Here is an 18,675-nt window from a genome sequence, read left to right as displayed (position 1 = left end):
AGCAATAAAAAAATAATTATACAATGAATAATAAGGGGATTTTAACAACGGCCTTATGCCTATCTGTAATGACCTCGACGATGGCACAGAGTATCACGGGAAAAGTAGTGGACACCAAGGGTGAGCCTTTGGCTTTCGCCAATGTGGTGCTCCTAAATCGGCAAGACTCCGCGTTCGTCAAGGGAGCGGTGAGTGGAGAGGATGGTAGCTTCTCAATAGACTCCGTCTGCAATGGCGGAATCATCAAGGTGACATCCGTGGGCTACAAAACCATCTGCAAGGATTGCGAGGGTGAAAATGTGGGTGTCATCAAGATGGAAGAGGACAGCAAGATGCTCGGTGAAGTTGTGGTGAAATCATCACGCCCTGTTATTGCCATCAAGGGCAATGCCTTGGTTACTACTGTAGTTAATTCTCAACTGTCTCATGCAGGCACGGCGAACGATGTGTTGCGCCAAGTGCCGATGGTTACTGGCAGGGATGGAAACTTCGAGGTGTTTGGTAAGGGTACGCCGCTCATCTATATCAATGGTCGTCTTGTCCAAGACAAAAATGAACTTGCACAGCTCAATTCACAGGACATCAAGAATGTTGAAGTCATTACAAATCCTGGTTCCAAGTATGATGCCTCCGTCAAGTCTGTCATCCGCATTCGCACCAAGTTGCCACAAGGTGACGGCTTTAGTGGAACACTTCGGGCGCAAAATGGCTTCCGCCACTATTTTTCGAGCATGGAGCAAGCTAACTTGAAATACCGTACGGGTGGACTGGAGTTGTTCACCAATCTCAATTACTATGGCGGCAAATTCTATAGTCATGAGAATACGAACATGGAAACGCAAGGTTCTACTACTTGGCTTCAGAACATAGAGAGCATCAACCGCATGAGAAATAATGAGTTCTTTGGCAAGTTTGGCTTGTCATGGATGATCAGTGAACGTCATTCCATCGGTGCTTACTATATGAATGGAGTGGGTTTACAAAAGCCTCATTCAGATTATAGCTCTATATCGTATGCCAATGGTAAATTGGACGATGAGGTTTCAGCTGTGAAAGAGGGGAGAATTCATGCTGTGCCGAAGCACCATGCCAATATCTATTATAATGGTGATGTAGGCAAACTGGGCATTGACTTCAACATGGATTATATGTGGAGAAAGAAGCATGAAAATTCCGATCAGTCTGAGACGAATATGAATCAGCAGAAGAATTTGGTGGCATCCACAAGCATTGGACACTCACGGATGTTTGCGGAAAAGTTGGTGTTGAGCTATCCTTTGTGGAAAGGACAAATCGAAGTGGGAAATGAATATACAGCCTCTCAGGTGCTGAATGATTTCAATATCAATATGGCAACCATTGGCAACAGCAATACCAAGAGTGACGAGAAGAACATGGCAGGTTTCTTCTCCATCGGTCAACAGTTTGGGAAAATCGCAGTAGAGGCAGGTCTTCGCTATGAGCATGTTCGTTTTAAATATACAGAGGATGGACAACTCAAGGAAGATAAGAGCAAGACTTACAACAACGTGTTCCCTTCACTCGCCATTTCTACAGAGATAGGTAAGACACAATGGGCATTGAGCTACAACAGCAAGATGCAGCGTCCATCATACGATGACCTTGATGGAACACTCAACTATGTCAATCGCTTGACCTTGCAAAGTGGTAATCCTTATCTTTCTCCTGTCAAGATTCATTCCGTGGAGTTGATGGGTGCTTGGAAGCAATTCTTTGCAAAGGTATCATACGAGTACAAGAAGAATGCCATCATCAACGAATCGAAACCATACGGCGAGGATGGAGAAATGAAGTTGCTCACGATGGAGAATACGCCAAAGATACAAGAGTTGCAGGCTTTCCTTGGCGCACAATTCCAAATCGGATTTTGGCAACCAAAGGTAAATGCCGGCATCATCAAACAGTGGTTCTCTGGGGAATATCTGGGTGAACGCAAGTCCTTCTATAATCCATTAGCTGTAGTACAGTTTCAGAATGCCATCCATTTACCAGGCGACATCTGGATGAACATAGACATAGAATGGAACAGCCGTGGTAACAAGGAAAATATGAAACTCAGTTCTTCCTCATACCTCAATGCCAAACTTTACAAGGCTTTTTGCAGAAATCGTTTCTCGGTTACGCTCGAAGGTAACGACATCTTCAACAAGAGCAATCGTGACGTACAATTCTACAACAAGGATGTTACGCTTTGGCAAAGCATCACAAACGACAGCCGTTCCTTGCTCTTGACATTGCAGTATAACTTCAATGCATCAAGAAGCAGATACAAGGGACAAGGTGCGGGTAAAGAGGAGTTGAATCGCTTCTAAAAATAAAAAGAGGTATCCGAAAATCTTTAAAAGAGTAGGAATATGATTTAATTTTTATACATTATGGAAACAAACAATGTTTTGTTGAAGCTCTCAGAAAAAATGGGGCTTCGTGGATTAGAGGACGAGTGCATTGTCCTTGAGGATGAACGTGCTGATGACATTTATGGCGGCAAGTTTATCTGCTTTGGCAATTACAACAACTGTTCATTTGGCAATTGTGCCTAAAATGGTACATTAGTATGTTTTTGAGAGTTGGCCTTTTGTGCCTTGTTTGACATAAAAAGTCAACTCTCGTTTTTTACAAACGAATAGAAATGAATTACATATTATCAAAATACACTTTTGCAGTTTCTAAACGCACTTCTAGTGGTCAGGAAATTTGTTTACTGTTTTCTGGACGAACAGGCAAAAATATTTTAGTCTCTAAAAAAGTTTTTTCTATAGTTGAGAATGGAAAATTTACCACTCTTCAGCCAAAAGTATTGGAAATTTTAATATCAGAGAAAGTTCTAGTTCCAAGCACAGAAGATGAATTGGATGAAATCAACAAGGAAAATAAAGTGCGATTATCAAAAAAATCCACTGATCGATTGTATGTGTCAATCCAGCCAACAGCCGCTTGTCAACTTGCTTGCGACTATTGCGGACAAGCTCATTCTCGCAAGTTTTTAACGGATAGCTTGATAGAGCAAATAGTTTGTCGCATCAAGCAAAAAATATCCCTAAAAGATACAAAGTCGTTAGAGATAGGATGGTTTGGTGGTGAGCCATTGATGGCTTTTTCCAAGATGAAAAAGTTAAATGAACAATTGAAAGATATTGCAATTAGTCGTAACCTAAAATATACAGGACATATAACAACTAATGGTTACGCATTGTCTCCTTCTATATACAAAATGCTGAAGGAAGATTTCAATGTGTATCGTATAGAAATTACTCTTGATGGTAGCAAGGAATTTCATGACAAAAGAAGAGTAACGACAAGCGGAATTGGTTCTTTCGATATCATCTTCAACAATTTAAAGGCAATCACTCAATCCCCTTTCTATGATAAAAATACATGTGTGATTAGTATTAGATGCAATGTAGATGAAAGAAATATTGAAGGGGTTATGCCTTTGTTGGAAATGCTATATAAGCATAATATGCAGGATAAGATTATTTTCTATACAACCCCTGTTGTCTCATGGTCTAACAATGGAGCAGGTAGTATGCTAGGACATAAATTGTTAGGAAAGTTGTCTTCAAAGCATATAGAATATATGATAAATCATAATTTCAAGGTTACAATTCTTCCGAAAAGAGTTGCTCCTTACCAATGTATAGGAACAGACAATGATGCAGAAATGTATGATGCTGATGGAAATATTCTGGATTGTTCAGAAACCTCTTATTCCGAGTATTATAAGTCCAAAGGTTTTGTTTTGGGAAATGTAGAACAAAAAATAATAGTTCCGAATAAGCGTAGTTGTTTGCATGAGGTTCCTCAAATGTTACTTGAAAAACGAGTATACCCTTGCAACAACTGTAAGTTTTACCCTCTTTGCGGAGGTCTATGTCCACTTGGCTTATTGGAAAAAGAACCACGATGTCCTTCTTTCATATACAATATTGAAGATAGGATATATTTGGATTATCTAGCAAAAATAAAGAAATAAAAAGATGAATATTATTCAATCATTTTTCAACAAACGTATAACACCCCAAAATTTAAATTATAGAGGGGGCTACTTATCTTCATTTGTATTTTGGTTATCAATTGCATATAGTTGTTTACTTCTCAAGCGTAATAACCCTACATTACGCTTGTTGTTTTATGGTAATGAAACAATTGTTCACATCTTGAAGGATTTGTTTAAGTTGCCATATGACAAATATTATATTTGTGATTACAACGGTGATTACAATGAATGGTTTTATTGTTGGCCCAAGATTTTAACTTATCAAAGACAAAAAGAGCCATTTATACATATAGATTCCGATATTTTTATGTGGACTCCAATACCTGAAGCTTTATTGAAAGCTCCATTAGTGGCTCAACATAAAGAAAGAGACTCTAACTTTTATAGAGAAGTATTCAATGAAATAAAAAAGGATAATATCCAACTGCCACAGTACATAATGCAACATTGTATTGGGGACAAATATATTTCCTCATTTAATGCAGGGATTATTGGTGGAAATGACCTATTGTTCTTGCAGCGATATATTAATAATATAATAAATTTTGTTTCAAAGAATAAAGGTAATTTAGACAAAGCTTCTCGCAAATTTTTATACAATGTAGTTTTTGAACAGTGGTTATATTATGGAATGACCACTTTTGAGCATAAAGAGGTGTGTACATACTATAAAAAAGTAATTACAGATTTTGACATGCAAGATGCTACTGTTCCGACACAAACTGTTTCTGGCACACCTTTGAAATATATGCATGTTATGGAATACAAAGATAATATTCGTTGCAATAGGTTTATTGTTTATAATATGTTAAATGATTTCCCTAAGGAATACAAGCAAATTCTTACAGCTTGTGCCGAGATAGGAATAGATTGCCCAATATTTAGTAGTGACTTGGTATCAAAGAAATCTTTAAGATTGGAAAAACTTAAAAGTTTAACAAACTTGACAAAGTTGGAATCTGAGGAATTAAATGCATACGAAACTTTAAAGGAAAACTACAAAAATAGTTTTCTAAAAAACAGAAAAGAGCTTATCAAGATACAGCAGCACCAAATACAAATGGTAAAAATGCTTCAAAATTCGTTAATATCTGATGAGCATAAAATAGAAATGGAATTGTCTCATACTTTAAAAATTATTGAATGCAAAGAATCCCTGCTTGATTTGCTTGTATTTAAGTCTAAGCATCATAAAGTATCCAAGTGCATTCTATGGGTTTACAACCCTATATTGAACAAAGTAGATGAGTTTGTTTGGTCTTATAAGAAAGTGCAATTTCTTAAAGAACTTCTTAGAGAAGAAAATGCAAACTTACTTCTGCTTCAAGCATATGGTAAAGCATTAGAAATAGATTCTGATTTAAACACTTTTATAAGACAATGCGTTTTTGACGGAATTATAAATATTGAAAAAAAATGAAAATAGTCCAGACATATTATAGTTATGCTGATAACAAAAATCCGATTTATGATACTGCAGGTTTTCTTACTGCTGACATGAATTGGAAAAGCATGGCTGTCAGCTGCCTTCTTCTCAAAAAACATTACGGAAGCGTCACCTTATATTGCAACGGTAGTGTAAAAGAGATTGTAAGCGAATTGAAAATTCCTTATGATGAGATTGTTGTGATTCCAGATTTTATGCAAGAGTACAAAGGTTGTAACCTTTGGGCTTTGCCTAAGATATATACATATTCTCAACAAAAAACTCCCTTTTTGCATGTTGATTGCGATTGGTTTATGTTCGATAGACTCTCAACACAAATAGAGAAGTCTGATGTCATAGGACAAAATATAGAGTACGACGACCAATATTATAACAAAAGAACATTTGAAAAAATGTTGAGCTATGGTTGTGAATTTCCTTTATGGATAAAAGACATTGCAGAGTCTAGTTCTATTCTTAGAGTTATAAACGCAGGAGTTTTAGGAGGACAAGACATTTCTTTCATCCAAGAGTATGTTGAGCTTATAAAGAAATTTATACATGCCAATGTTGATACATTGCGAAAAATCAATGACGGATTTGTCAATTCTATCTATGAGCAGTTGTTCTTGTACATTCTTTCCCAAAAACATAGGAAAGAAATAGGTCTCTGCACTGTTGGCGACAAACTTAGTACAAAATTCGATTGGCTTCCTATGGATTTTTCATGTTCTCCAAAGACAGGTTACATGCATATGCTTGCAGGAATTAAACGACAGTTCAAATCATATGTGTTTGTTTCGCAATACTTGCATTACATAAATCCGACAGTAAGTAATCATATTACAAAATACTGTTATGAACACAATATCTCACCATTGATAAATTTTCCAGAGCTTGGAATTTTCTTAGAGAAGAGTAAGTCTATGCAACAATTAGCAAAGGAAAATAACAATGAGTCTAAAGTACATGAAATATCAACCGCTTATGATGAGATTAATATAAAATTATCAAAGGATATACTTGAAATATTTCAGGAACAAAGTAAATGCAGAGACTTATTATGGAGCAATATTTCTCTTTTGGAGAAAAAGGTAATGATTAATCCAAAGTGTAAAATCATAAGTATTTCACATGAAGATATAATTCGTAATGTACTCCATCTAGATGATAATATTTTAAGAAAAGTGACGAATATAAAAGACCTCGCTGTTGTCATAACACCAGATGCAACATTGGGACAGCCCCAAAAGCTCTTATTAGCAGGTGTCAAAATGCAAATTATATGGTATTTGCAAAATGTAAAAAATGCAACCTTTAAAGAAATTAAAAACTGCTTAGAGGTAAAGCAACAAGGTGAAGGCATAAGCAAAAAACTATATGAGAAAGATGTAGATAAGGTATTTCGCTCACTTGTTTACAGTAATATTTTAGTTTTTTCATAGACATAGTAAGAATATAAAATTTGATGAATAATTTTAAGGTAGAACGACAACATGATTGTATGCAATGTGGCATAGCATGTTTACAAATGATATGTAACTATTATGGCAAAGAATATTCCCTTGATTCCTTGTCAAAAATATGTTTTGCTACAACGGAAGGAGTTTCTATGCTTGGAATCAGCGAAACTGCTACAAGTTTGGGCTTTCATGTAGTAAATGTTAAGTGTACAGTTAAAACTTTAACAGAGGTTTCTCTACCAAGTATCCTTCATTGGAATCAAAATCATTTTGTAGTCTTATATAGAGTAAAAAATGAGAAGAAGTTCTACATTGCCGACCCAGGAAAAGGATTGGTGACTTATAGTCTTGAAGAGTTCAAAAAACATTGGATTAGTACAAACTCTAATGGACTGGACAAAGGCATAGCTATGTTTTTGGAAACTACTCCCACTTTTTTTACCCATCAGATGGAAGACAAAAAGAAAATCAGCGGGAAGAGATCTTTTCACTTTCTTTTTGGGTATGTGAAGAAATACCGCAAGTATTTCGGACAAGTCATCTTGGGCTTGATAGTCGGAAGTCTTTCGCAGCTTGTCCTTCCATTCCTTACACAATCAATCGTGGACGTTGGTATTAAAAATCAAGACATCGGCTTTGTTTGGCTTATCCTGTTGGGACAATTGATGCTAACCATCAGTAGAACGGCAATCGACTTTATCCGTAGGTGGTTGTTACTCCACATTTCCTTACGTATCAACATCTCTTTAGTAAGCGACTTTTTTATCAAGCTCTTGAAGTTGCCGATGTCTTTCTTTGATACGAAACTCATGGGGGATTTGATGCAGAGAATGAATGACCATAGTCGTGTGAACAACTTCCTTACACAGCAGACGCTCAACATCACCTTTGCCATGCTTACTTTCGTGGTGTTCTCGGTGGTGTTGTTCTTCTACAATAAGTTGGTGTTTGCTATCTTCTTGTTGGGAAGCATCCTCTATGGTGTATGGATGACCTTATTCTTGAAGCGAAGGAAGTTGCTTGATTACGAATTGTTTGAGCAACAAGCCATCAACAACAACAAAACTTATGAGTTTATAACAACCATACAGGAGAGCAAGTTGCAGGATTGTGAGCAGCGTAGACGGTGGGAATGGGAGGACACGCAAGCTGAGCTATTCGGCGTGCAGATGAAGTCGCTCAAACTCCAACAGACACAGGAAGCAGGAAGTATTTTCATCAACGAGGTGAAGAACATCATCATCACGGTAGTCGCTGCAACTGCCGTGATTCATGGGCAAATGACACTCGGTATGATGCTTGCCGTGCAATACATCATCGGACAGCTCAACTCGCCTGTGGAGCAACTGATGAACTTCTTCTATTCTCTGCAAGATGTGAAGATTAGCTTGGAGCGAATCAACGAGATTCACCAGATGGATGATGAGAATGGAAAGGAAGGCTTGCTAACTTCTATTGAAGATAAGAATGAGGGCATTGACATCAAGAACATCATGTTCAAGTACGACCCACATGCTTTGCGCAAGACCATAGACGATGTGAACATTCACATTCCGCAAGGTAAGGTGACAGCCATTGTTGGTGCATCTGGCAGTGGAAAGACCACCCTCATCCGTTTGATGCTTGGTTATTATCCTGTCTTGGAGGGAACAATCAACATTGGAAATACTGACATCAACAAACTCAACAAAAAGTGGTGGCGCAGACAATGTGGTGTTGTCATGCAGGATGGTGTTATCTTCTCGGAGAGTATCGCAAGAAACATTGCTGTTGATGATGGCGATATAGATAAGGAAAGGTTGTTGAAAGCTGCCGAGATAGCTTGCATCAAGGATTACATAATGGCTTTGCCTCTGAAATTCAATACCAAGATTGGACGTGATGGCGTAGGTTTGAGCCAAGGACAGAAACAGCGTATCCTGATTGCAAGGGCGGTGTATAAGAATCCAGACTATATCTTCCTTGACGAGGCGACCAACTCGCTCGATGCCAACAATGAGAGAAGTATCGTGGAGAACTTGGATATGTTCTATAAGGGCAAGACTGTTGTGATTGTGGCTCATCGCCTAAGCACGGTGAAGAATGCCGACCAAATCGTGGTCATCGACCATGGAAAAGTGGTTGAGGAAGGCAACCATGAGTCTTTGACCGCCAAGCGAGGGGCATACTATAATCTTGTGAAGAATCAGTTGGAATTGGGAAACTAAAAATACTTTTGATATGGAACAGAAAGAAAAAGAATCAGATAACATCGAGTTGAGAAGCGAGAAGGTGAGGAACGTGATAGGCAAAGTTCCTCCTCGCCTCGTCAGCTTGGGAACGGTTGTCATTACGATAATAGTCCTCGCCCTCGCAGTTGCTTTCTACAAGATACCTTATCCTATATCCATAGAGGCTAATGGTGAGGTCGTCAATCAAAGAACGATGCAGGTGTTTGTACCATACAAGTATTTGTATCTTTTCGATGAGCCAAGGACGGCTCATGTATCTTTCGAGGGCAACGACGATGCTTCTTATAACTGCAACATCATAAGCCATAATGCCAAGCTCATACATAGGGAAGATGGTAACTATTTTATGGCTATAGCCACAGTGAGCACACAGGGACAAAATACTCCTATACTGCAAAAGTATATGAAAGCTGATGTCAGAATCATTGTCAGCAATAAAACGTTATGGCAGCAGGTTTTCGGATAAGCTATGTCCGAATACAGCTGTTTGTTTTTGGATGCATATTGTGTTGCTAAGCATCAGATTTTACGCAAAAGTTCTAATTTCCATAAAATTCCTCTTGTAAATCATTGGATATTTAGAAAAATATCGTATCTTTGTCCCCGAATTAAGGCGTTCTTTGCATATTGCAAAATACAGAAACGAGCAGAAGTCCGCTCGTTTCCATATTGTTACCTATATAATATAGGCAAACGCCCAACTTCTTGATTTTCAATCAAAGTCCAATTTAGAGCGAGTTAGATTCGTTAACAGGTTTCAGATTGAAAGCGTGCTGAAAATCGCGCCTTATCACACGCTGAAATTTGGTGGTATCGGGAAATTGCAGTATCTTTGCATCGTGATTCAAGAAGGCTGCACTCGACAAAGCGCACCCCACAAAGTTAACAATCAACATTTTATTAACCCTTTAAAAATTTAAGATCATGGAAGTAAAAGGAACATTGAAATATCGTAAAGTACAGCGCACACCTCAGACTGGTGAAAACGCAGGTAAGAAGAAGTGGTATGCGACTGCAGTAACTGACCGCGAAGTGGACTTCGAGGGATTCGTGACTCATATCTCTGATCACGGCTCACCTTACTCTCGTGGTACTATCCACGGTGTGCTGATGGATGCGCTCGACCATCTGCAGGAGCTGATTCTCGACGGCAAGAGCGTGCGTCTCTCTGACCTCGGTTTGTTCTCCATCGGCATGAGCTCCAAGGCGGAGGATACCAAGGAGAAGGTGACGGCTGCCAGCGTGGATGGCGTACATCTTATTGTACGTAATACGAAAAGCTGGAGCAATGCTGAGCTTCGCAAGAAGTGCAAGGTTCAGGAGTATGGTGGTTATACCGGCACCGACGAAGAGGGCGGTGGTACCACCGGTGGTGGTACTAATCAGGGCGGCTCTGACACTAACCAGGGCGGCTCGGGTACTACCGGTGGCGGAACCCAGGAGGGCGGTGGCTCTCAGGAAGGCGGCGGAACCGAGGGTGACGCCGGAAACATGGGCTAAAGCTTGCTTGAGGCGGGTTGCGTTTCTCCTTAGCGCCTAGCGGGGTTGCGCAACCCACAAAAATTAACATTTAACACTTAACATTTAAAAATATGAAAGTAAATACTTGGAAAACAATTTTGCAGATTGCAATATCCTTCCTTACAGCTATCGCTACTACGCTCGGAGTTACCAGCTGTACTCTTTAAAGGTAAAAAGTAAAAAGGTAAAAAGGTAAAAAAGCCTAGCGGGATGTTAAGCCAGCAAGGCTGCTCTTTAAAGGTAAAAAGGTAAAAAGGTAAAAAAGCCTAGCGGGATGTTAAGCCAGCAAGGCTGCTCTTTAAAGGTAAAAAGGTAAAAAGGTAAAAAAGCCTAGCGGGATGTTAAGCCAGCAAGGCTGCTCTTTAAAGATAAAAAGGTAAAAAAAAGATGTTTTTTAAATTTTGATTCGACATAGCAAAGCCCTCGGTGCATAACGCATCGGGGGCTTTTTTATTTAGGTCTTAAGAACTACTTTTAGTTATTTCTACAAAGAACAGAAGAAGGTAACCAGGAAGGGTACAGAAAAGTCGACACAGAAGCCATGGAAGATGGAAACGATGATGAAACTCTCGCCCGAATATCGGGTGATAATTGGCAACGTTGTATCCATGGTCGTGGCTCCACCTACACTGATAGGTGCCAGTTTGCCGAAGTATTTTGCCAGCAGCGGAGCACACAGCAGGGTGAGAATCTCGCGACAGATGTTGGCAAGAAGGGCGATGGTTCCCAGTTCGGCGCCCCGGTATTCGGTGATGAAGATACTCGAAAGTGAGTAATATCCGAATCCTGAACCGATTGCCAGACAATCGGTAAGCTGGCGATGGCTCAAGATGAGAGATACGGCGGCACAACCTGCCAACGTACCCAGAATGGTCATCACAGGGAGCATCATCAGACGGGGATTCACCTTCTTGAAACTCTTCAGCACAGAAGTATCGCAACCAATACTGATACCTACGCAGAACATCAGGCAGCAGAGTGCACAATAGCTCACGTCGCTGTCCAGAAGACCTGCCGGAATCACATCACACAAGCCTACGATGATACCCAGAACAAAGAAGCTTACGATAATCAAACTGCCTTTCATGCCTTGCCTCCTTTCCCGGTTTCAGCGTGAGCCGACGATTTAGCCTGCTTTGCTGTAACATACTTCCACAAAGCCCAAGCAAAGAGTGCACTACCCAGACTGCCTCCAAAGGTCAGGGCTATCGCCTCAAGTCCCAGGGTCTGAAGACCGCTGATGATACGAGGGTTAGAACCTACCTCGATACCGAGCAGAAACAGGAGTACCCATATCAGAGCCGTGATGATACGGCCGATAAAACTCATTTTCTTGTTGCGGAGCAGATAGCCGGTACCTATTCCGCATAGCATAATCATTACTATCTTGAGCATTGTTTCTTATTTTTCTTCTTTATTTTATTGTTCGTTTTTATGAATTACCTTACCATAAAAAAACGGATTCCCGGTCGTATTATTGCTAAATAGACAAACTTTTCAAGTAATTGCGTCTAATCATAATGCTTACGTTTAGTTATACAAATAAGTTTTAATTAACCTATGTTTTTAGGTTTTGTCACAAGGTAATACAAACGTTTTCATAAAAAGTACCAAAGAATCTTTATCATTAACTCTCTTTAACGCAAAGTCGTGTTCCCCATTCCATTTTTCTTTGTACTTTAGCACCCCGAAAAGAAAAAGGATATAAAATATGAGCAACGGATTATTACTTTGGATAGACGACGAGATAGAACTTCTCAAGGCACACATCATCTTTCTGGAAAAGAAAGGATACGAGGTGCAGACGGTAAGCAACGGACCTGATGCCATTGAACTTTGCCGCCAACAGACCTTCGACCTCATCCTGCTCGATGAGATGATGCCGGGACTCAGCGGACTGGAAACCCTGCTACGCATCAAGGACATCCAGCCTGCCACACCGGTAGTGATGTGCACCAAGAGCGAAGAAGAAAACATCATGGACCAGGCAATCGGTTCAAAGATAGCCGACTATCTGATCAAACCCGTAAACCCGAACCAGATTCTGCTGTCGCTCAAGAAGAACATCCACCGCAAAGACATCGTGGCGGAGGTGACGCAGAGCGGATACCAGCAAGACTACCAACAGATAGCCATGCAGATGATGGAATGCAGAAGTCCGGAAGACTGGATGGAGATTTACAGGCGACTGGTTAGCTGGGAACTGAAGCTGAGCGATACGGCAAGTCCGATGGCAGAGATGCTGGGCATGCAGAAGGAAGAGGCTAACCAGGGTTTCGCCAAATACATAGCCAAGAACTATCTCGACTGGATGAGTCCCGACAACAGAGACCGCCATCTGATGAGTCCCGACATCTTCAAGCGCAAGATATTCCCGCTGCTCGATGAGGGCAAGAAGGTGTTCCTGATTGTGATAGATAACTTCCGCTATGACCAGTGGCGTATGCTGGCTGAAGACATCGGCGACCTGTTCGACATCGATGAGCTGCTCTACATGAGCATTCTTCCTACCGCCACGCAATATGCGCGCAACGCCATCTTCAGCGGTCTGATGCCGAACAAGATAGCCGAAATGTTCCCTGACCTCTGGGTAGATGAGGACGAAGAGGAAGGCAAGAACCTCAACGAGGCGCCGCTGATACAGACCCAGATAGAACGATTCAGAAAGCACTATACCTTCAGTTATCACAAGGTGAACGATTCGCAGGGTGCCGACCGCTTCCTGGAGCACTACAACGAGTGCCGCAACTACGATTTGAACGTGCTGGTGATTAACTTCATCGACATGCTCTCTCACGCGCGTACCGAATCTAAGATGGTGCGCGAGCTTGCCAACAACGAGAGTGCCTACCGCAGCATCACGCAGAGCTGGCTCCGCCATTCGGTTCTCTCTGAGTTCTTCAAGCTCCTTTCGCAGAGCGATTACCAGGTAGTGCTCACCACCGACCACGGCAGCATCAGGGCATCGAAACCTATCAAGATTGTAGGCGACCGCAATACGAACACCAACCTGCGCTACAAGTTGGGCAAGAATCTGGCATACCAGAGCAAGGAAGTGTTCACCATCAAGGAGCCTCAGCGTGCCCAGTTGCCAGCACCTAACCTGAGTACCTCGTATGTATTTGCCACGGGCGACAGTTTCTTCGCCTATCCGAATAATTATAACTATTATGTGCAATACTACAAGGATACCTTCCAGCACGGTGGCATCTCGATGGAGGAAATGCTCATACCGCTCATCACGCTGACAGCGAGAAAAAGGAATTAAAGGAGTTAAAGGAGTTAAAGGAGTTAAGACAATAGTCTTCAGGCGTTATTCTTAGGCAACAAGACATACGTCTTAACTCCTTTAACTTCTTAACTCCTTAACTCCTAGCTAGAATAAAATAATTCAAAGTAAACATATATGAAGATAAAAATTGACTCATTAGACACGATCCATGAAGCAGCCAAGGAATTTCTGCAGAACATGGGCGACGGCAAGGTCTTTGCCTTTTATGGCAAGATGGGAGCCGGAAAGACAACATTTGTAAAAGCTATTTGCGAAGAACTGGGCGTAGAAGATGTCATCACATCTCCTACCTTCGCCCTCGTAAACGAATATACAGCGGGCGACGGCTCACCTGTCTACCACTTCGATTTCTACCGCATCAAGAAACTCGATGAGGTTTACGACATGGGCTACGAAGATTATTTCTACAGCGGTAACCTCTGCTTCCTGGAGTGGCCGGAACTGATAGAAGACCTGCTGCCGGAAGACTGCACCAAAGTGACTATCACCGCCGAAGAAGACGGAACAAGAAGCGTAGAATGGTAAGTCACCGACAGCAGGAAAAAGAACAAAAAAAAGCATCTGGCTGAGAACATGTTTTCTCAAGCCAGATGCTTTTCTATTTTCCTATCCGGGCTGATTACAGGAGAGCCTGGAACTTCTCGGTAAGGGTTGCCTTAGAGGCTGCGCCAACATACTTATCTACCAGCTGGCCACCCTTGAAGAAAAGGATGGTAGGGATATTACGAACACCAAACTCCATAGCGATGTCGTCATTCTCCTCTACATCACACTTGCCTACTACCACTTTGCCGTCAAACTCCTCAGCAAGTTCTGATACGACAGGAGCAATCTGGCGGCAAGGGCCGCACCATGTTGCCCACAAATCTACTACCAATGGCAGTTCGCCATTCTTGTAGCTCTCGAAATTTTCGGTTGTAATTGTTACTTCCATTTTTCTATACCTTTTTATATTAAAACTAAAATTATTTCTAATTAATCTGATAGCTCATCTTAGGATGCTGCTCGATATACTGGATGAGGGCATGGCCCACACCCACCGTATGCTCACGGGCACGCATCAGCAGATAGGTATTGCTGTCAACATCATGTATCTGGAAAAAGAGCTGCGCCTTGCCCTCGTCATTCTCCAGAATAGTCTGCAGGTCGCTGACCATCGTTTCATCTATCGCATCGCTCTCCACATTGATGGTAAAGCGGTCGATGCGGTTCTCCTTGACCGTCTGCAGATACTCCACATTGCCTATCTGGAAATCGAGATAGTTGGCATTGCCGTAACGGGAAACGCACTTGGCGGTAATGTAGATGGTGCTGCCTTCAACCATGATGCCGCGCCACTTGCCCCAGTCCTCGCCAAAGAGAGCCAGCTCGCCTGAGCCCTCAAAGTCTTCGAGCGTAACGAAACCGCACGGCTTGCCCGTCTTGGTAAACTTCGACTTCACACCTGTGATGATGCCGCCCAGCACCACATCTTCCTTCTTTGCCAGCTCCTGCTTGTCGCCCAGTTCAGAGCAATGGGTATTGCAGAGGGAGTTGAGGATGATGCTGTACTCATCGAGCGGATGGGCAGAAAGATAGATGCCCACAAGCTCACGCTCACGGTTCAGACGTTCGATGGTGCTCCAGCTCTCTGCATCAGGAATAGGCGGTGTAGCTATCTCTATCGCCTCGGTACCGCCAAAGAGTGAGGTGGCAGCCTCGTGCTGTTCCTGCTGGAAGAGCTGACCGTAGCGCACCAGCGTATCGAGGAAGGTTTCGCCCTTGTTGTTCTTGCCGAAGAACTGCTCGCGACGGATGCCGAAACTGTCGAAACCGCCACTCAGCGCCAAGGTTTCGAAAGCCTTGCGGTTCACGCTGGAGTAATCTACACGCTCGGCAAAATCGAAGATGGTTTTATAAGGTCCGTTCTTCAGTCGCTCTGCCACGATGGCATCGGCTGCCGGAGCACCCATACCCTTGATGGCTGAAAGACCGAAACGTATCTCTCCATGCTCGTTCACACCGAACACGCGGTAACTCTCGTTCACATCCGGACCCAAGGTCTTGATGCCCATCGACTGGCACTCCTCCATCAGCTTGGTGATTTCGGTAATCTGTGCAAAGCGTCGGGTCATCAGCGCCGCCATGTATTCGGCAGGATAGTGCGCCTTGAGATAGGCGGTCTGGTAGGCTACCCATGAATAACAGGTGGCATGAGACTTGTTGAAGGCGTAGGAAGCAAACTTCTCCCAGTCGCCCCATATCTTCTCCAGCACCTTCGGGTCGTGGCCGTTCTCCTGTCCCTGCTTGATAAACTTAGGCTTCATCGCATCTACGATAGCCTTTTTCTTCTTACCCATCGCCTTACGCAGGGCATCTGACTCGCCTCGGGTGAAGCTCGCCAACTGACGGGAAAGAAGCATCACCTGCTCCTGATAGACCGTGATGCCGTAGGTATCCTTCAGATACTTCTCCATACACGGGATATCGTAGGTAATCGCCTGCTTGCCGTTCTTGCGGGCAATGAAATCAGGGATATAATCCATAGGTCCCGGACGGTAGAGGGCGTTCATGGCGATGAGGTCCTCAAACACCGTAGGCTTCAGCTCACGGAGATACTTCTGCATACCCGGCGACTCGAACTGGAAGGTTCCGATGGTCTGACCGCGCTGATAGAGCTGATAGGTCAGCTCGTCATCGATAGGAATGGTATCGAGGTCAACGACATCGCCCGTAGTCTGCTTGATAACCTTGCATGCCTCCTTCATCTCGGAGAGGGTCTTCAAGCCCAGGAAGTCCATCTTAATCAGACCGGTGGTCTCGATGACATGGCCGTCGTACTGCGTTACCGCCGTCTTCAGTCCCGGGAAATCAGGGTCATCGGCTGTAGATACAGGCACCCAGTTGCTGATAGGGTCGCGGCAGATGATGAATCCGCAGGCATGGATACCCGTGCCTCGGATGGTTCCCTCGAGCATCTTGGCATACTTAATGGTATTGCTTTCGCGCGGATCGTTGGAGAACTCAGCCTCACGCAGCTCTGGGGTATATTTGATGGCATTGGTCAGGTTCATCTTGGCACCGTCAGGCAATCGGTCTGGGATAGCCTTGCAGAGTGCATTTGCCTTATCCAACGGCAGTTTCTCGACACGCGCCACATCCTTGATGGAGTTCTTCGTCGCCATGGAACCGTAGGTAATGATATGGGCACAGTTCTCATGACCGTACTTATCCATTACCCATCTCAGCACCTTGCCTCGGCCGTCATCATCAAAGTCGGTATCAATATCCGGAAGGTTCACACGGTCTGGGTTCAGGAAACGCTCAAACAGGAGGTCGTACTTCAATGGGTCAATCTTGGTAATGCCCAAGCAGTAAGCCACCACCGAACCTGCCGCAGATCCACGTCCCGGACCCACCATCACACCGAGTTCCTCGCGCGCCGCCCTGATGAAGTCTGACACGATAAGGAAGTAGCCCGGGAAACCCATGGTCTTCATCACGTGGAGTTCGAAGTTTACGTGCTCGTCTACATTCTCGGGCAGCGGGTCGCCATAAAGTTTTTTGGCTCCCTCGTAGGCAAGGTGGCGCAGATATTCTGCCTCAAACTTGATACGGTATATCTTATCATAGCCGCCCAATCGGTCGATAACCTTCTGACCTTCCTCAGGTGGCAGCGGGTTCTTGCCGTTCTCATCAGAGGTAAACTCCTTGTAGAGGTCTTCTTCTGATACCTTCTGGCGCAACTGCTCCTCGGTACCGAAACTCTCAGGAATCGGGAAGAAAGGCATGATAGGACCATGGTCGATGCTGTAGATTTCTACCTTATCCAATACTTCGAGGGTATTGGAAAGTGCTTCGGGAATATCCGAGAACACATCGTTCATCTCCTGGCGGGTCTTGAACCATTCCTGCTTGGAATAGCGCATACGGTTAGGGTCGTCGAGATCCTTTCCGGTAGCGATACAGAGCAGATGGTCGTGGGCCTCAGCAGTTTCCTTATCCTCGAAGTGGCAGTCGTTGGTGCACACCAGCTTGATGTTAAACTCCCTTGCCATCTTGATGAGTTCCTTGTTGGCACGCTGCTGCAACTCGTAAGCCTCGCGGTTGGCAAGCAGACTTGGATCATCGGGCACTTTATGGCGCTGGAGCTCGAGATAGTAATCATCGCCAAAGAGATTGTGGTACCACTGGCAAGCCTCGCGGGCTCCTTCCAGGTCACCATGCAGAATCTTGGATGGCACCTCGCCTGCAATACAGGCAGAGCATACGATGAGGTCTTCGTGATACTTCTCCAGATCGGCACGGTCGGTTCGTGGGCGCATGTAGTAACCATCCACCCACGAATTGCTCACCAGCTTGATGAGGTTCTTGTATCCATTATAATTCTTGGCAAGTACAATGAGGTGGTAACCGCTCATATCGCCCTTATCCTTCTCTCGGTCGGCCTTGGTTCGGCGTGCCACATACATCTCGCAGCCTATGATAGGCTTGAAAGGTTCGAGTCCCTCCTTCTTGCGGTCTTTATTAACCTTGCCGCAATAGTCGGTGAGTTCCTTGATGCCGAACATCACACCGTGGTCGGTTACCGCCATACCCTTCATGCCGTCCTTGATGGCCTTATCTACCAGATGCGGTATCTTCGACTGGCCGTCGAGGATGGAGTATTGGGTGTGTACATGCAAATGAACAAAATCTTCCATTATCTGTTTAAAATTCGAATTTTGACAACAAAGTTACGGCGA

Annotated in this window: 15 protein-coding genes; 11 read left to right on the top strand and 4 right to left on the bottom strand. The window is 43.3% G+C overall.

What is annotated here, in order from left to right; genetic code table 11:
• Nucleotides 1-80: 80 nt before the first annotated feature.
• The 9 genes from KSW37_RS10455 to KSW37_RS10415 all read left to right on the top strand — a co-directional run bounded on the left by KSW37_RS10455 (nt 81) and on the right by KSW37_RS10415 (nt 10,826).
• Nucleotides 81-2,333 (top strand): outer membrane beta-barrel family protein, encoded by a 2,253-nt coding sequence (locus tag KSW37_RS10455; RefSeq protein ID WP_217314414.1) that lies wholly within the window; start codon nt 81-83, stop codon nt 2,331-2,333.
• A 63-nt stretch (nt 2,334-2,396) separates the two neighbouring features.
• Nucleotides 2,397-2,561 carry a hypothetical protein gene (locus KSW37_RS10450; protein ID WP_181975387.1) on the top strand — a complete coding sequence of 55 codons (165 nt, stop codon included), beginning with the start codon at nt 2,397-2,399 and terminating at the stop codon, nt 2,559-2,561.
• A gap of 89 nt (nt 2,562-2,650) precedes the next feature.
• The gene (locus KSW37_RS10445; protein ID WP_217314413.1) at nt 2,651-3,994 is read left to right on the top strand and encodes a radical SAM/SPASM domain-containing protein; all 1,344 of its coding nucleotides are present in this window, start codon (nt 2,651-2,653) and stop codon (nt 3,992-3,994) included.
• A gap of 4 nt (nt 3,995-3,998) precedes the next feature.
• Nucleotides 3,999-5,438, top strand: a complete 1,440-nt coding sequence (locus KSW37_RS10440; protein ID WP_217314412.1) for a DUF6734 family protein — start codon at nt 3,999-4,001, stop codon at nt 5,436-5,438.
• Nucleotides 5,435-6,889 carry a DUF6734 family protein gene (locus KSW37_RS10435; protein ID WP_117729599.1) on the top strand — a complete coding sequence of 485 codons (1,455 nt, stop codon included), beginning with the start codon at nt 5,435-5,437 and terminating at the stop codon, nt 6,887-6,889. The genes KSW37_RS10440 and KSW37_RS10435 overlap by 4 nt, the downstream gene beginning before the upstream one ends.
• 59 nt (nt 6,890-6,948) lie before the next feature.
• Nucleotides 6,949-9,114 carry a peptidase domain-containing ABC transporter gene (locus tag KSW37_RS10430; RefSeq protein WP_437182906.1) on the top strand — a complete coding sequence of 722 codons (2,166 nt, stop codon included), beginning with the start codon at nt 6,949-6,951 and terminating at the stop codon, nt 9,112-9,114.
• A 13-nt stretch (nt 9,115-9,127) separates the two neighbouring features.
• Entirely contained in the window at nt 9,128-9,604 is a 477-nt protein-coding gene (locus KSW37_RS16025; protein WP_238399567.1) for a hypothetical protein, read from the top strand.
• A 458-nt stretch (nt 9,605-10,062) separates the two neighbouring features.
• On the top strand, nt 10,063-10,638 hold the full coding sequence (locus tag KSW37_RS10420) for an HU family DNA-binding protein (RefSeq protein ID WP_217314410.1): 576 nt from the start codon (nt 10,063-10,065) through the stop codon (nt 10,636-10,638).
• A gap of 92 nt (nt 10,639-10,730) precedes the next feature.
• Entirely contained in the window at nt 10,731-10,826 is a 96-nt protein-coding gene (locus tag KSW37_RS10415) for a smalltalk protein (protein ID WP_177594410.1), read from the top strand.
• Nucleotides 10,827-11,143: 317 nt separating this feature from the next.
• Here the strand turns inward: KSW37_RS10415 and KSW37_RS10410 are convergent, their stop codons facing one another.
• Nucleotides 11,144-11,746, bottom strand: a complete 603-nt coding sequence (locus KSW37_RS10410; protein WP_217314409.1) for a lysine exporter LysO family protein — start codon at nt 11,744-11,746, stop codon at nt 11,144-11,146.
• On the bottom strand, nt 11,743-12,054 hold the full coding sequence (locus KSW37_RS10405; protein WP_153093212.1) for a LysO family transporter: 312 nt from the start codon (nt 12,052-12,054) through the stop codon (nt 11,743-11,745). Before KSW37_RS10405 ends, KSW37_RS10410 begins: the two co-directional genes overlap by 4 nt.
• Before the next feature lie 316 nt (nt 12,055-12,370).
• Here KSW37_RS10405 and KSW37_RS10400 point away from each other — a divergent pair, with 316 nt between their 5' ends.
• Both KSW37_RS10400 and tsaE read left to right on the top strand, forming a co-directional pair.
• Nucleotides 12,371-13,927 (top strand): bifunctional response regulator/alkaline phosphatase family protein, encoded by a 1,557-nt coding sequence (locus tag KSW37_RS10400; RefSeq protein ID WP_217314408.1) that lies wholly within the window; start codon nt 12,371-12,373, stop codon nt 13,925-13,927.
• A gap of 138 nt (nt 13,928-14,065) precedes the next feature.
• The gene (gene tsaE, locus KSW37_RS10395; RefSeq protein ID WP_006847848.1) at nt 14,066-14,476 is read left to right on the top strand and encodes a tRNA (adenosine(37)-N6)-threonylcarbamoyltransferase complex ATPase subunit type 1 TsaE; all 411 of its coding nucleotides are present in this window, start codon (nt 14,066-14,068) and stop codon (nt 14,474-14,476) included.
• Nucleotides 14,477-14,570: 94 nt separating this feature from the next.
• On the opposite strand, the gene trxA is transcribed toward tsaE, so the two are convergent.
• Together trxA and dnaE are read right to left on the bottom strand one after the other, a co-directional pair.
• On the bottom strand, nt 14,571-14,885 hold the full coding sequence (gene trxA, locus KSW37_RS10390; protein WP_217314407.1) for a thioredoxin: 315 nt from the start codon (nt 14,883-14,885) through the stop codon (nt 14,571-14,573).
• Between the two features lie 37 nt (nt 14,886-14,922).
• The gene (dnaE, locus tag KSW37_RS10385) at nt 14,923-18,633 is read right to left on the bottom strand and encodes a DNA polymerase III subunit alpha (protein ID WP_217314406.1); all 3,711 of its coding nucleotides are present in this window, start codon (nt 18,631-18,633) and stop codon (nt 14,923-14,925) included.
• Between the last annotated feature and the right edge of the window lie 42 nt (nt 18,634-18,675).

Origin of the sequence: Segatella copri (genome assembly GCF_019127135.1) — a bacterium.
In the GTDB taxonomy this organism is placed as follows: Bacteria; Bacteroidota; Bacteroidia; order Bacteroidales; family Bacteroidaceae; genus Prevotella.
This window is presented reverse-complemented; position numbering and strand designations above follow the sequence as displayed.